Source organism: Undibacterium sp. GW821-FHT11H02 (genome assembly GCF_058808015.1).
This window is the reverse complement of sequence record NZ_JBXARG010000021.1, coordinates 57691-71904: the sequence shown is the minus strand read 5'-3', so window position 1 is coordinate 71904 and position 14214 is coordinate 57691. Positions and strand designations below refer to the sequence as shown.

Here is a 14214-nt window from a genome sequence, read left to right as displayed (position 1 = left end):
ATGTTCAGAAAAAAAGTTTTGTTGTTGCTGCTAGTAGCGTTTGTCAGTGTTTTTGCGACAATTTTGTTTTATTTGCCAGCTAGCTGGGTTGGGTCTTTGATAGAAAAACAGACCGCAGGAAGAATTGTTTTGGGTGACGTGCAGGGCAGTTTTTGGCGCGGCTCGGCATTTATTGGCGTCGCGGCAGATAAAAATTCGGCAGTTACACCATTATTTCCAGGTCGTTTTGTCTGGCAAATTTCGCCTATGATTTTGTTGGGACAGTTATCCGTGGCGGTGGAGAATGCCGCGGCATTGTCGCAACCAGTGCAAGTGACTGGAAACTTGACGCAATGGCGCTTAAGCCCAGCGAGTCTGAATCTGCCATCCGAACGATTGGAAGGTTTGGGCGCACCGCTCAATACCATAGGTCCAACCGGAAAAATATTGTTGAGTTGGGGTGAGTTGGACTTGATGCGGATCGATGCGAAATTGATGTTAAATGGAAGAATGCAATTAGACATGAGTGAGATGGCTTCACGTGCGTCTTCGATTAAACCACTGGGTAGTTATAAAGTGATGATGCAATGGCGCGGCGAAGTGGCAGATTTAGATTTGACAACTAGCAAGGGTCCAATGATGTTAGAAGGGAATGGCAAACTCAATCAAGGACGATTTCAGTTTTCTGGTAAGGCGTATGCCGAGCCGGGACAAGAAGAAAAAATGGCAAATCTATTGAATTTGCTGGGGAGACGTCGCCAGGAAGGCGACAAACAAATCATCGCTTTAGAATATAAGTGAGTCCAATAGTATGAAGAACAAAATGAAAACATCGACACAAGCCGGCGCAATGACAAAAAAATTGAAGATCGAGTTAATGAACAAAATAAAAGTACTCTCGATACTACCTAGGCAATGGCAAAGTGCCGTGATTGGTGGTGTGGCATTGACTACCTTGAGTTTGAGTACGGTGATGTTGCCGCATACGGTCATGGCGCAAGATGTCTCCCGCGAAGCGGCCAGTTTGAATTTTGTGAATGCGGACATCGAATCGGTGATTAAAGCCGTGGGGCATTACACGGGTACCACTTTTGTGATTGATCCCCGTGTCAAAGGACAATTGACTTTGGTCGCCGAAAAACCTCTGACTAAAGAGCAGGCGTTCAAACTCTTGACGTCCAATTTGCGTATGCAAGGTTTCGCGGTGGTGACTTCGGATGGCTTCTCGAAAGTGGTACCTGAGAATGACGCAAAATTGCAGGGTGGCCCAACTCAGCCTAAGAGCGTGAAAGGCGACCAAATTATCACGCAAGTGTTTCGTATCAATTATGAGCCAGCAAATAACATTGTGACGGTCTTGCGTCCTTTGATTTCACCAAATAACGTTATCAATGTCAGCCCAAGTAACAACACCATTGTGATCACGGATTACGCGGACAATATGCGCCGCATGGCCGAAGTGATTGCTTTGTTGGATGTGCCTGCCAATCCTGAATTGGTGATTGTCCCAATCAAACATTCGATTGCTAGCGACGTAGCGACCATGGTGAACCGGTTAAATGAAGGCAATCAGGCTAGTGCGGATGGCGGACGTGCCATCGTGTTGGCAGACTCGCGCACGAATTCGGTGTTGATTAAAGCACCATCAGTTGCCCGTACCAATTTGATTAAAACTTTGGTGGCGCAACTTGATCAGCCAACAGCGTTGCCTGGCAATATCCATGTGGTTTATTTGAAAAATGCAGAAGCGGTGAAATTAGCCGCAACTTTGCGTTCTATTCTAAGCGGTGATAGTTCATTACCTTCAAGTTCAGGCTCTGGCAGTTCAAATAGTAATTCAAGTTTTGGTGGCGCCAATCAGAACAATAGTGGGATGGGAACAACGCCAGGCAATAATTCAGCGTCGAGTTCAGGTGGGGCAAGCTTGAGTTTGCCAATTAGTAGCAGTAACCAAGGACAAAGTGGTGGAGGTGGTAGTAGTTTTATTCAGGCAGATCAAGCCACCAATACACTGATTATTACCGCGAGTGATGCAGTGTATCGAAACTTGCGTGGTGTGATTGATCAACTCGATGCTAGACGTGCGCAAGTTTATATTGAAACTATTATTGTCGAAGTGTCAGAAAGTAAATCTGCTGAACTGGGTGTTGAATGGGCCGGCGTAACCGGTGATAGTACGAGCAATTATCGTTTGGGTGCCGTTAGTTCGAATAAGGGAAATTTAGCTGGTCTTGCTGGTGATGCTCTTGCAAAAACAGCTGTGCTTTCCAATGGTTTTAATATTGGATTGTTTCGTCAAATTGGTGGTCAGTTAGGAATTGGAGCCATCGCTAAAGCGATTGCAAATGACAATGGCTCAAATTTGCTGTCTATGCCAAATCTGGTGACCTTGGATAATGAAGAGGCGACTATTGTTGACGGGCAAACGGTTGGGATTGTGACTGGCCAATATACTGGCGCAACTACTGGTGCTGCTGCCACCAATCCGTTTCAAACCATAGAGCGTAAAGAGATTGGTATCAGACTCAAAGTTAAGCCGCAAATTTCTGAAGGAGGAACTGTAAAGCTTTCGATCGCCCAGGAAGTTTCTAGCGTTGCAAAAGAGCCTGTCCCTGGAAGCTCTGGCATTACCACTAGCTTACGTTCTATCGCTACCAATGTGTTGGTCGAAGATGGTCAGATTATTGCATTAGGTGGTTTGATTCGTGACGACAATACTGGTAATGAGACAAAAGTTCCACTTCTCGGCGACATACCGTTTATAGGTAACCTGTTTAAGTATAAAGAGAAAAGTCGCAAAAAATTGAATTTAATGGTGTTCTTGCGTCCAACCATCATTCGTAACGCGGAAGATAGTAAAAATGTCTCGCTGGATCGCTATGATTATTTACGTACCCAGTACCTGCGCAGCATGGAAAATGAAACCGATGTTCCATTTTTGAAGCTGGAAAAAGGAAAGTTGATCACACCGGCGGAACCAACTGCCGCTGATAAAAACAAAGCAGTTAAAAAAGAAGGTCAATAATTCGTATGTCAGAGAATCGATTATTGCCATTTGCCTTCGCCCGAGATTTTTCTATCTTAGCGAATCGCCGTGATGACTTAGAAGGTGCGCCTGTCGAATTAAAAGTGTCGACGCAATCCAAACAGAGTGCGGTGTTGGAAGCCGGACGCCGCTTTGGTCGTGTGCAATTGCAGGTAATGCCGCACGCCGATTTATTGTTAGAAATTGCGCGCGCCTACGCAGGTTCCGGTGGTGATGCCGCCGATGTGGTGGGTGAAGTTGAGTCGGATATGGACTTGGCTAAGCTAATGCAAGATATGCCCGCAATCGAAGACTTATTAGAGTCTGCCGATGATGCGCCTGTGATTCGCATGATTAACGCCTTGTTGACGCAAGCCTTGCGCGAAGGTGCTTCGGATATTCATATAGAGCCGTTTGAACAGATTTCCGTGGTGCGCTTCCGTGTGGATGGCGCTTTGCGTGATGTAATACGACCTAAGAAAGCGATTCATGCGTCTTTAGTTTCACGCATCAAAATCATGGCGCAATTGGATATCGCCGAAAAACGTTTGCCACAAGATGGCCGGATTACCTTGCGCATAGGTGGCAAGCCAGTTGATGTTCGCGTTTCAACCTTGCCGACCGGACATGGCGAACGTGCTGTACTTCGTTTGTTGGATAAAGAAGCGGGCAAGCTGGACTTAACGCATCTTGGTATGAGTGCTGAAGTACTGACGCAGTTTGATCATTTGATTGCGCAGCCGCATGGCATCGTCTTGGTGACGGGGCCAACAGGTTCGGGTAAAACTACCACTTTGTATGCAGCACTTTCACGTGTGAATGCTGGCACTACCAATATTCTCACAGTCGAAGATCCTATCGAATATGAATTAGCTGGAATTGGACAGACACAGGTCAATGCCAAGATTGATATGACGTTTGCGAAAGCCTTGCGGGCGATTTTACGCCAAGATCCTGACGTGATTATGATAGGTGAGATTCGAGATTTGGAAACGGCTCAAATCGCTGTGCAGGCTTCATTGACTGGCCATTTGGTGCTGGCAACATTGCATACGAATGATGCTGCTGCTGCGGTCACACGCCTGTTGGATATGGGCATAGAACCGTTTTTATTGTCATCTTCTTTGTTAGGTGTGGTCGCGCAACGCCTGGTACGTAAATTGTGCAAACATTGCAAAGTGCAAGAAGCTGGCGTATGGAAGTCGGTCGGTTGTGATCAGTGCGGTCATACTGGTTATCAGGGCCGGGTTGGCGTGTATGAGTTGTTGTTGACCACAGAGGCAATTTCAGCACAAATTCATCATCAGGCTTCTGAAGCGGAGATTCGTCTGGCGGCGCAAGGTGATGGAATGAAGATCATGCGCGAAGATGGACAGCGCTGGCTGGATGCGGGCGTGACCACGCGCGAAGAATTGTTGCGCGTCACGAAAGAATAGTGTGACCTTAGATCAGAACCTATAAAAACAGATAAGAGAGTATAGCCAGGTGCCAGCATTTCGTTATGAAGCCATAGATCAACTAGGCGGGAACAAAAAAGGTGTGCTTACAGCAGATAGTGCTCGTGCGGCACGTTCTGATTTGCGTAATCAGCATTTGGTTCCGGTATCGGTAGAACTAATCACGACGCAGGCGGGTGGTGATGCCAAAAAATCTCGGGCTTTTTTTGGTGAACATTTGTCTACCGTTGAATTGGCTTTATTTACACGCCAATTAGCCAGCTTGTTGGAAGCCGGTCTTCCATTGGAGCAGGCTTTTTCAGCTTTGCTTGAGCAGGCTGAGCGTGTGTACATCCGTGATTTGATTGCTTCAGTGCGTTCTGAGATTTTGGCGGGTTCTTCTTTATCTGATGCATTAAAACAGCATCAGCATGACTTCACCGATATTTATTGTGCCCTGGTTGCTTCGGGTGAGCAGATCGGTCAATTGTCACGTGTACTTTCGCGCTTGGCTGATTATATTGAGCGCCGAAATGCTTTGACTCAAAAAGTGAAATTGGCATTTACTTATCCTGCGATTGTGACGGTCGTTGCTTTTGCGATTGTCATTTTTTTGCTGACTTATGTAGTGCCTCAAATCGTTTCAGTGTTTGCGAATACCAAACAAAAATTGCCGATTTTGACCGTGATCATGTTGGCGATTTCGGATTTTGTACGTGCTTATGGTTGGATAGTCGCGGTGGCTATAGTCGGTCTTGTGTTTGCTTGCCGTAAAGCGCTACAGAATCCACAAATTAAGATGCGTTGGCATACCTGGTTACTGGATGCACCTATGTATGGAAAGTTTGAGCGCAGTTTAAATACGGCTCGATTTTCCAGTACCTTATCAATCACTACGGGATCTGGAGTTCCAATTTTAAAGGCATTACAGACCAGCCGTGAAACCTTGTCCAATGTCGCCATGCGGGCACAGGTTGAAGAGGCGACTAATAGCGTGCGCGAAGGTGTCAGCCTGGCGCGGGCTTTGTCTGCTAATAAGCATTTTCCGCCAATGTTAATTCATATGATACGCGCTGGCGAGGTGACAGGGGAATTGCCCGCCATGTTGGAGCGCGCTTCATCAGCACAAGAACAGGACTTAGAACGTCGTGCTTTAACCATCGCCGGCATGCTAGAACCTTTATTGATTCTTGCAATGGGTGTCGTCGTTCTATTGATTGTCTTGGCAGTTCTGATGCCCATCATTGAAATCAATCAATTGGTTCGATAAGCGACTTAGTCTTGAGTCAGTATGAAAATAAAAGAATGAGAAATGAGTGAAATATGAAGCGTCTTCCTATGCTGGCTACTGTGGTTTCATTTGCCCTGCTGTGTGCTGTGTTGAGTTATTGGGGTTTGCAAATTTTTAAACCTAAAGTGCGCCCTATCGTGGCGCCGGTGATGACTGCCAGTTACGAACCTGCGGTGGAGCAGTGGGGCAGCTTGTTTGGACAAGCAGCAGTGGCAGAAGCCGCGCCCAGTAATTATCAATTGAAAGGTGTGATTGTTGCTGCGCGCTCCAAAGACAGTGCAGCCATAGTGGCAGTGGATGGCAAGCCGACGATGACGATAGGTGTGGGTAAGGAACTGCTCAACGGCGTCACTTTGTCTGAAGTCCATCGCGATCATATTATGGTGTCGGAGGCTGGCGTCAGCCGCCGTATCGATTTGCCTCCCGCACCTGTGCATGCTGGTATAACATCGATAGCGCCCCCCGCACCGAATATGCAAGTTCCACCTCCCTTAGCACCTCCAACACAGCGTCCTTAAATAAATCATTTAGACGGATATTTTTTTGATGAATTTGCCCGTTTATTTTGAGCAGGCGCTGCAATTGGCCGATCCAAGTTGGAGGCCTATTTTGTTTCAGGCTTTGCTATTGATGCAAACCAAATCGCCTGACTATCTGGATAATTTAGCGCAAGATGATTTTTTGCCTGAGGGACAAAGAATTTTTGCCGCCTTTTCTGTGCCTCTCGATCAAATTCGTTTTGTATTGGTCGGTGAAGGGCCTTATCCGCGGGCATCAAGTGCCAATGGCTATTGTTTTATGGACGCGGCAGTTAATAGTCTTTGGTCGACAGAAGCACATGGCGGTTTGAGTAAATCGGTTAATCGCGCTACGTCGCTGCGCAATTTTATGAAGATGTTATTGCTGGCGGAAGGCGTTTTGCACGCTGCAAATTTGAATTCAGCGACACTGGCCCAAATTTCGAACCAGGCGCGAGCTGAAGGCTCAGGCATGATACAAACCATGCAGGATCTGCATCAAAATTTTCTGTCGAATGGATTTTTGATGTTGAATGCCTCATTAGTGTTTCGCTCGCATGTATCGCCTTCTGTTGATGCCAAAGCTTGGGAGAGTTTTTTGGAGTCGGTATTTGAAGCCCTCAGTCGGTTACCACGCAAGCCTGTGGTAATTTTGTGGGGGAAAATAGCGGAACGTTTAACCAAGATCAACAGCCTTTCACAATTCGAGATTGTCCGATCCGAACATCCATACAATTTGAGTTTTATAACAAACCAAGCTATGCAAGCGCTATTTGCGCCGTTTGCTTTATTGAGAGAACGGTAAACGCATTATTGTTTATTAGTATCTATCGTTTGCGGCAAAACAAATTTGTCTTTGCGTTATCGTAATGTTGAGTGAGTTGCATTATGTTTTTTTATTTATTCTGGCGAGACTTGTTGCGATGACGCCGCACTTCTAATTAAATCTAAATCGCTTTGAATTGATTTTGGGAAATATATTAATATACGTACGTAGATATCATTTAACAGCATTAAGTTAGCGCAAAATGTTTTGAATGGTATTGGGTAACTTCAGAGATCATTGACTGATCTGTAGCGTGATTGAGCGCATTAAGGCGCACTAAAAGGCAGTTACTAGTATGTTAAAGAAAATTCACTTCGAACAAATCCGTCAAGGTATGTTTATTCAAGAACTATGTGCTTCTTGGATGTCCTCGCCATTTTGGCAGAAATCTTTTTTAATTGATGACGAAGTCATAATCGAAAAGATAAAAAAAGCAGGTATTCGGGAAGTCTGGATCGATACGGATAAAGGTTGCGATGTATTGGCGCCTAGAACCGAAGACGCAGCGGAAGCTGTTGCACCTGTTGAACTCGTTGAGCCACAAGCGCTACCTGAAGTTAAGCAAGCATTCACCCCAACCGCCTCGTTTAGTGAAGTTGCGTCTGTCTCTATGGATGCAGAGTTAGGACGCGCTGCGAAGATCGTTGGTAAGTCTAAAACCGCCGTGTTTTGCATGTTCAGCGAAGCGCGTATGGGGAAGGCAATTGAAGCTGAACAGGCGATGCCATTAGTTGAAGAAATTGCGCTGTCGGTAATGCGTAATCCGGGAGCATTGATAGGCTTGGCACGCTTAAAAACAGCTGATGATTACACCTACATGCATTCAGTTGCTGTTTGTGCTTTGATGATTGCTTTATCTCGCCAGTTGGGGTTGAGCGATGACCAGACAAGGGAAGCAGGCTTGGCAGGGCTGTTGCATGACATCGGGAAAATGGCCGTGCCAGCAGCGATTTTGAATAAACCCGGTCGACTTACTGAGGCAGAATTTGTATCAGTTAAAGAACATCCCAGCGCCGGATACGAAATGCTGTTAGAAGCCAAAGGCGTAGGAGAAATCGCACTGGATGTTTGCTTGCACCATCACGAAAAGGTTGATGGAAGTGGTTATCCTAAAGGCTTGCGTGGCGAACAGATTAGTCTGTATGCAAAAATGGGAGCGGTATGTGATGTTTATGATGCGATTACTTCGAATCGCCCTTACAAAGTAGGCTGGTGCCCTGCAGAGTCTTTGAAGAAAATGTCCGAATGGAGTAAGGGGCATTTTGATGAGCGAGTATTCCAGGCTTTTATTCGTAGTATTGGTATCTATCCCGTTGGTACCTTAGTCAAATTGCATTCGGGGCGATTAGGTGTCGTCGTAGAACAGCAAGTAGGCAAGTCCTTATTGTTGCCGAAAGTGAGGGCGTTTTTTTCTACCAAATCCATGGCCTATATTGCCCCCGTTTTGCTCGATCTGAGTGGGCCAGGTTTGCAAGATAAAATAGTGTCGCGTGAAGACGCTTCGACTTGGGCGCTAAAAGATATTGATCGCTATTGGTTGGGCGATGCTGGGGATGGTACTTGATAAACAAAAAGCGGGCACTCATCTGAGTGCTAATGTAGGCAAATTTTCCATGCAAAGGATGGATATGACAATACGAAATTTTTCATGATTTTGTTCTTTGTTTTGTATTTTTGTCTGAAAACCAACGCCTTCAAATAAATCCACTCATGCATGATTTTCATATTGAGCATCAGGTAAAATGACTCTATGAAAATTTTGATCAGCAATGACGATGGATACTTAGCGCCCGGCATAGTCGCTTTAGCAAATGCCTTGCGTGAGATCGCAGAAATTACGGTAGTCGCACCGGACAGTAATCGTTCCGGTGCCTCTAATGCTTTGACATTAGATAGACCCTTATCGGTGCAACGTGCTGATAATGGTTTTTATTTTGTGAATGGTACGCCTTCTGATTGCGTGCATATCGCATTGACCGCGTTGATGTCCGAAAAGCCAGACTTGGTTGTCTCTGGCATTAATAATGGACAAAACATGGGTGACGATACTTTATATTCTGGTACTGTGGCCGCAGCGACTGAGGCTTACTTGTTTGGCATTCCTGCAATCGCATTTTCTCAAGTGGAAAAAGGTTGGTGTCACATCGAAGATGCGGCTCGTGTCGCGCGCGAGATTGTGCAGCGCGATTTCTGTTCTCTGCCACGTCCCTTTCTTTTGAATGTGAATATTCCTAACTTAGCCTATGCAAACCTAGGCGGGCTGCGCGGTGCACGTCTGGGTAAACGCCATATGTCCGAACCCGTTATTCAGGCGCAAGATCCAGCTGGACGCAAGATTTATTGGATAGGTCCAGTTGGTGCCATCAAAGATGCCGGTGAGGGCACTGATTTTGCCGTTACAGCGCAAGGCTTTGTGTCTGTGACACCGCTACAAATAGATATCACTAATATGAAACAAATGCAGTCTCTTGTAGCGGATTTGGCATGACCACAAAAGAAAAACGTTTCCCTTTAAGTCTGGCGTCAGTGGTTGATCAGCGTGGCAATTCTCCCTCTAAAGTGACGGCAGCAATGCCGCAGACCGCAGTAAAAAATGCGGCAAGTCATATCCCTGCTAGGCCAAGCGGTTTTTCGCCATCGAAGACGGCCTCTTTTAATCCAAGCATGGCCGAATACGGTAAACCGAATCATAAACCTGCAGTGCGATCTGAAGCCATGGTGTCAGACAAAATTCGTCAGGCGATGGTGGCGCGGGTAGCTCAACAAGGTGTCAAGGATAAGCTCGTTCTTGCCGCCTTGGACGCTATTCCCAGGCATATGTTTATCGAGTCCGGGCTGTCGAGTCAGGCTTATATTGATGCTTCTTTGCCGATTGGTCATCATCAAACGATCTCACAGCCTTATATCGTGGCACGCATGACAGAAATTATGCGGAATGGGAAAAACCTGCAAAAAGTTTTGGAAATTGGCACTGGCTGTGGTTATCAAGCTGCAGTGCTGTCTCTGGTGGCACAAGATGTGTATTCGATAGAGCGTATTAAAGCGCTGCACGAACTGGCGAAAGATAACTTGCGACCCATGCGTATTCCAAATATTCGCTTGCATTATGGAGATGGCATGTTAGGTTTGCCACAAGTAGCCCCATTTGACGGTATCATATTGGCAGCCGCTGGTATGGAAGTGCCCCAAGCTCTACTATTGCAATTGAATATAGGTGGACGTTTAATTGCGCCGGTGGGTGGACGGTATCAAGTCTTGCAATTGATAGAGCGTGTCGGCCAAAATGAATGGAATAGTTCGGTTTTGGAGCAATGTCATTTTGTACCACTGCATCAAGGTGTTATTTAGCGTTTTATTTAGTGCATACAAAGTGCTCAATTGAATTCAAAAACGACGCAAGATTACACCTTTACTTAAATTTTATTTGAATAAGAAATGCGTATGAAGCAAAGTTGCATGTTAAAGAAAAATGCTGTGCTCTTGTTGTTGGCTATGCTCAGTGCTTGCAGCTCGGTGCCAAATAACGCGCCGGTGGTCGAGCGTAGTGCGGAAGTCCCTGTGCCAGTTGCTAAACCTGTTGTAGTGGCTCCTGTTGTGAAAGAGGCGGAGGTACGTCCAAGTTATACGGTTAAACGCGGTGATACTTTGTTGCGTATTGCGTTTGATCATGGCCAAAGTTATAGCGATTTAGTGGCGTGGAATAATTTACGCAATCCTAATGATATTAAAGTCGATCAGGTGCTATGGATAGGACCTGAGGGCAGTAGTGGTGTTAAGACTTCTCCCATCGCGAGTTCATCGGGCATAGAGATTCGTAGTCTCACGCCAATCAACCCGTCTACCAATAAAAACACACCAAAAGGCGATAAGCGTCCTTATTCTGAAAGTAATTTAGCTGAGTTACAAAAAGCGGCAGAGAGCAGTCCGGTAAACCTTGTTGCGAAAACAGAGCCGACTGCAGCTAAGTCTGTCGAGAAGATCGTGGCGACCCCAGCGGTGGAAGCGATAGATTGGATTTGGCCAGCAGATGGGAAACTCATTGCGACGTTTGACGATCAAAAGAATAAAGGCCTCGATCTAAGCGGTAAGCTTGGGCAGGACGTGGTAGCGGTCGCTGCAGGTAAGGTAATTTTTGAGGGAAACGCCATGCGTGGTTATGGCAATATGCTGATTATCAAACATGCCAATAATTATTTATCGGCTTATGCCCATAACAAAGTCAATTTGGTCAAGGAAGGTCAGTCTATAAGTAAGGGGCAAAAAATTGCTGAAATGGGTAATTCAGATAGTGATATCGTGAAATTACACTTTGAGATTCGTCAGGCAGGTAAACCGGTTGACCCTATGAAGTTGTTACCCGCACGTTAGTTTTTTCTGCCAAATTTGGTGGTTTGATCGTTCGTCATTTTTATACGCAGGTTTAATCTTACATTATGTCCAAGAATTCAAAGCACGAAATGCAGGAAGCGCAGGGGAATCTCGATGATGATGCAGTCGCGCTGCGTGATCGTAATGATGAACTGAATGACGACGATGATTCAATTGGCATGGATGACAGTGGTGATGGCATTGACGACCCTCAAAAGCAAGAGGAAATCCCGTCGGTCGCGATTGCGCCTATCGATGAAATTAAGAACATCCTTGCTGCGGAATTATCTACCGATACCACCCAACATTACCTGAATCAGATAGGCACACGCCCATTGTTTTGCGCTGCCGAAGAGTTGCATTTTGCTACTTTGGCGAAGCAAGGTGATTTTGAAGCACGGCAAAAAATGATAGAGCACAACTTGCGTCTCGTTGTGTCGATTGCCAAGCATTACATTAATCGTGGTGTGGCCTTGCTTGACATGATAGAGGAAGGCAATCTGGGCTTAATGCACGCGATTGATAAATTTGAACCCGAGCGTGGTTTTCGGTTCTCTACCTATGCTACCTGGTGGATACGTCAAAGCATAGAACGGGCGATTATGAATCAGGCACGCACCATACGTTTGCCAGTGCATGTCGTGCGTGAATTGAATCAAATACTGCGCGCTAAATATCACTTGGAATCTCAGCAGCGTGACGGCAAAGATGCAACGATAGACGACATCGCTCATTTGGTTAGTCGTCCCTTGGATGAGGTGCAAGATATTTTAGCTTTATCTGAGCACGCGATGTCCTTAGACACGCCACTCGATGGTGATCCTCAGAGTAGTTTGCTGGATATGCTGCCAGGGGATGCCGATCATGCGCCTGATACGCAGGCCGAACATCACGAGGTTACCGTCTTGGTTAGAGACTGGCTGTCAAAGTTACCAGACAAGCAGCGTATCGTGATCATGCGCCGTTTTGGCTTGGATAATGATGATCCTGTGACACTTGAAACTTTGGCCGATGAGATGGGAATAACTCGGGAACGCGTGCGACAAATTCAGCAGGAAGCGTTAATCAAATTGAAGCGTAGTTTTGCTTCTCGTGGCGTTGGACGTGATGCTTTGTTGTAATAGCGTTTTGTTTTGCTAGTTTTCTATTTTGAATACTTCTTGCTGAGATTGATTCGACCAGTAGCACCTCTGCCATCACTAATCGTCAACGCGCATCGATAGGACTAGGAAGCGTGTTGACGTTATAATGTCGACTTCTTTTGAATCTATTTTCCTCAGGCTGAGCTTTCGTCTCTTGCCTTATCTAACATGAATACTCTGAATATCCGTTCCTTAGACATGGACGCGCGCGGTGTTGGTCATCTTGAAAATGAAGATGGCTCACCTGGTAAAGTGGTCTTTGTTGAAGGCGCTTTGCCGGGCGAAGTCGTTGGTTTTAATACTTATCGTAAAAAGCCGAGCTGGGAAGCGGCAACGATGGGAGCACTGGTCAAAGAATCGTCGCAACGCGTGACACCCAAGTGTCCCCATTTCGGCGTCTGCGGCGGTTGTTCTATGCAGCACTTGGATGCGAATGCACAAGTTGCAATGAAACAGCGTCTGCTAGAAGATAATCTGGCTCACATAGGAAAAGTAAAATCCGAAATGGTGATGCGACCCATTTATGGGCCAACCTGGGGTTATCGCTATCGTGCTCGTTTATCGGTGCGTAATGTGCATAAAAAGGGCATCGTTCTAGTCGGTTTCCATGAAAGAAAATCGCGCTATGTCGCGAATATGGAAACCTGCGAAATTTTGCCGCCACATATCTCCAAAATGTTGATGCCTTTGCGTGACTTGATCACGACATTGACTATTATCGAAGCCCTACCACAAATTGAATTGGCCATCGGTGAAAATGTGACGGCAATGGTGCTGCGTATTATGCAGCCGCTTGGGCCGGGTGACGACGTGAAGCTGAAGGCTTTTGCTGATCAGCATAATGTGCAATGGTGGTTGCAGACTGCAGGTCCTGACAGTGCAACGCCGTATTATCCTGAAACGACAGATTTACACTATTTGTTGCCCGAGTTCGGTGTGAAAATGCCCTTTAAGCCGACCGATTTTACGCAGGTAAATCATCATATCAATCGCGTCTTGGTGGCGCGTGCTTTAGGTCTATTGGATGTGCAAAAAGACGAGCGTATTTTGGATTTGTTTTGTGGTTTAGGTAATTTTACTTTGCCTATTGCTACCTTGGCTCGTGAGGTGGTCGGGATTGAGGGTAGTGCTGCGCTCACAGAACGTGCTTTGGACAATGCACGTGCCAATGGTTTAGACGCAAAGACCTCGTTTGCGACACGTAATTTATTTGAGGCTAAAGCGGAAGATTTTGTGACCTTGGGTAAATTTGATCGCTTCTTAATAGACCCGCCACGGGACGGTGCTATGGCCGTTTGTCAGGCTTTGATTGATCTCGGAAATATTGCGCCGGAATTGCGACCTAAACGTATCGTGTATGTCTCTTGCAGTCCATCGACTTTGGCGCGTGATGCAGGCATGTTAGTAAACGAAGCGGGCTATACGATGACGAAGGCAGGTGTAGTGAATATGTTCCCACACACCTCGCATGTGGAATCTATGGCGGTTTTTGATTTGCGTTAATAGTTTTTAATATTGAAATGTCGATAGAAAAACCGACCTTGCGTCGGTTTTTTTTCGGGATGTTGTTACTTCCTTGTTTGATGACGCACTCTAATACGAGACAAAATTGAAATTGCCATCTTGAAA

General features: G+C 46.0%; 12 protein-coding genes. All 12 read left to right on the top strand.

Annotation, left to right across the window (positions count from 1 at the left end):
- The 12 genes from AC1RR2_RS18045 to rlmD all read left to right on the top strand — a co-directional run bounded on the left by AC1RR2_RS18045 (position 1) and on the right by rlmD (position 14088).
- Entirely contained in the window at positions 1–780 is a 780-nt protein-coding gene (locus tag AC1RR2_RS18045; protein WP_493223663.1) for a type II secretion system protein N, read from the top strand.
- Positions 781–802: 22 nt separating this feature from the next.
- A complete protein-coding gene (gene gspD / locus AC1RR2_RS18040; RefSeq protein ID WP_493223662.1) occupies positions 803–3004 on the top strand; it encodes a type II secretion system secretin GspD in 2202 nt (733 codons plus the stop codon).
- A gap of 5 nt (positions 3005–3009) precedes the next feature.
- Entirely contained in the window at positions 3010–4440 is a 1431-nt protein-coding gene (gene gspE / locus AC1RR2_RS18035) for a type II secretion system ATPase GspE (RefSeq protein WP_493223661.1), read from the top strand.
- A 49-nt stretch (positions 4441–4489) separates the two neighbouring features.
- Positions 4490–5710: a type II secretion system inner membrane protein GspF gene (gene gspF, locus AC1RR2_RS18030; protein WP_493223660.1), complete on the top strand. Its 1221-nt coding sequence runs from the start codon at positions 4490–4492 to the stop codon at positions 5708–5710.
- A gap of 53 nt (positions 5711–5763) precedes the next feature.
- The gene (locus tag AC1RR2_RS18025; protein WP_493223659.1) at positions 5764–6249 is read left to right on the top strand and encodes a type II secretion system protein N; all 486 of its coding nucleotides are present in this window, start codon (positions 5764–5766) and stop codon (positions 6247–6249) included.
- Between the two features lie 28 nt (positions 6250–6277).
- Positions 6278–7054, top strand: a complete 777-nt coding sequence (locus AC1RR2_RS18020) for a uracil-DNA glycosylase family protein (protein ID WP_493223658.1) — start codon at positions 6278–6280, stop codon at positions 7052–7054.
- A 316-nt stretch (positions 7055–7370) separates the two neighbouring features.
- The gene (locus AC1RR2_RS18015; RefSeq protein ID WP_493223657.1) at positions 7371–8639 is read left to right on the top strand and encodes an HD-GYP domain-containing protein; all 1269 of its coding nucleotides are present in this window, start codon (positions 7371–7373) and stop codon (positions 8637–8639) included.
- 186 nt (positions 8640–8825) lie between these two features.
- On the top strand, positions 8826–9563 hold the full coding sequence (gene surE, locus AC1RR2_RS18010; protein WP_493223656.1) for a 5'/3'-nucleotidase SurE: 738 nt from the start codon (positions 8826–8828) through the stop codon (positions 9561–9563).
- On the top strand, positions 9560–10423 hold the full coding sequence (locus AC1RR2_RS18005) for a protein-L-isoaspartate(D-aspartate) O-methyltransferase (protein ID WP_493223655.1): 864 nt from the start codon (positions 9560–9562) through the stop codon (positions 10421–10423). Before surE ends, AC1RR2_RS18005 begins: the two co-directional genes overlap by 4 nt.
- Positions 10424–10531: 108 nt before the next feature.
- Positions 10532–11443, top strand: coding sequence for a peptidoglycan DD-metalloendopeptidase family protein (locus AC1RR2_RS18000; protein ID WP_493223654.1), 912 nt, complete (start codon positions 10532–10534; stop codon positions 11441–11443).
- Positions 11444–11508: 65 nt separating this feature from the next.
- Positions 11509–12564: an RNA polymerase sigma factor RpoS gene (gene rpoS / locus AC1RR2_RS17995; protein ID WP_493223653.1), complete on the top strand. Its 1056-nt coding sequence runs from the start codon at positions 11509–11511 to the stop codon at positions 12562–12564.
- Between the two features lie 189 nt (positions 12565–12753).
- A complete protein-coding gene (rlmD, locus tag AC1RR2_RS17990; RefSeq protein WP_493223652.1) occupies positions 12754–14088 on the top strand; it encodes a 23S rRNA (uracil(1939)-C(5))-methyltransferase RlmD in 1335 nt (444 codons plus the stop codon).
- Positions 14089–14214: the final 126 nt, after the last annotated feature.

Coding starts and splice junctions, on each gene's coding strand:
- AC1RR2_RS18045 (WP_493223663.1), top strand. CDS start 1: ATGTTCAGAAAAAAAGTTTTGTTGTTGCTGCTAGTAGCGTTTGTCAGT.
- gspD (WP_493223662.1), top strand. CDS start 803: ATGAAAACATCGACACAAGCCGGCGCAATGACAAAAAAATTGAAGATC.
- gspE (WP_493223661.1), top strand. CDS start 3,010: ATGTCAGAGAATCGATTATTGCCATTTGCCTTCGCCCGAGATTTTTCT.
- AC1RR2_RS18025 (WP_493223659.1), top strand. CDS start 5,764: ATGAAGCGTCTTCCTATGCTGGCTACTGTGGTTTCATTTGCCCTGCTG.
- AC1RR2_RS18020 (WP_493223658.1), top strand. CDS start 6,278: ATGAATTTGCCCGTTTATTTTGAGCAGGCGCTGCAATTGGCCGATCCA.
- AC1RR2_RS18015 (WP_493223657.1), top strand. CDS start 7,371: ATGTTAAAGAAAATTCACTTCGAACAAATCCGTCAAGGTATGTTTATT.
- surE (WP_493223656.1), top strand. CDS start 8,826: ATGAAAATTTTGATCAGCAATGACGATGGATACTTAGCGCCCGGCATA.
- AC1RR2_RS18005 (WP_493223655.1), top strand. CDS start 9,560: ATGACCACAAAAGAAAAACGTTTCCCTTTAAGTCTGGCGTCAGTGGTT.
- AC1RR2_RS18000 (WP_493223654.1), top strand. CDS start 10,532: ATGTTAAAGAAAAATGCTGTGCTCTTGTTGTTGGCTATGCTCAGTGCT.
- rpoS (WP_493223653.1), top strand. CDS start 11,509: ATGTCCAAGAATTCAAAGCACGAAATGCAGGAAGCGCAGGGGAATCTC.
- rlmD (WP_493223652.1), top strand. CDS start 12,754: ATGAATACTCTGAATATCCGTTCCTTAGACATGGACGCGCGCGGTGTT.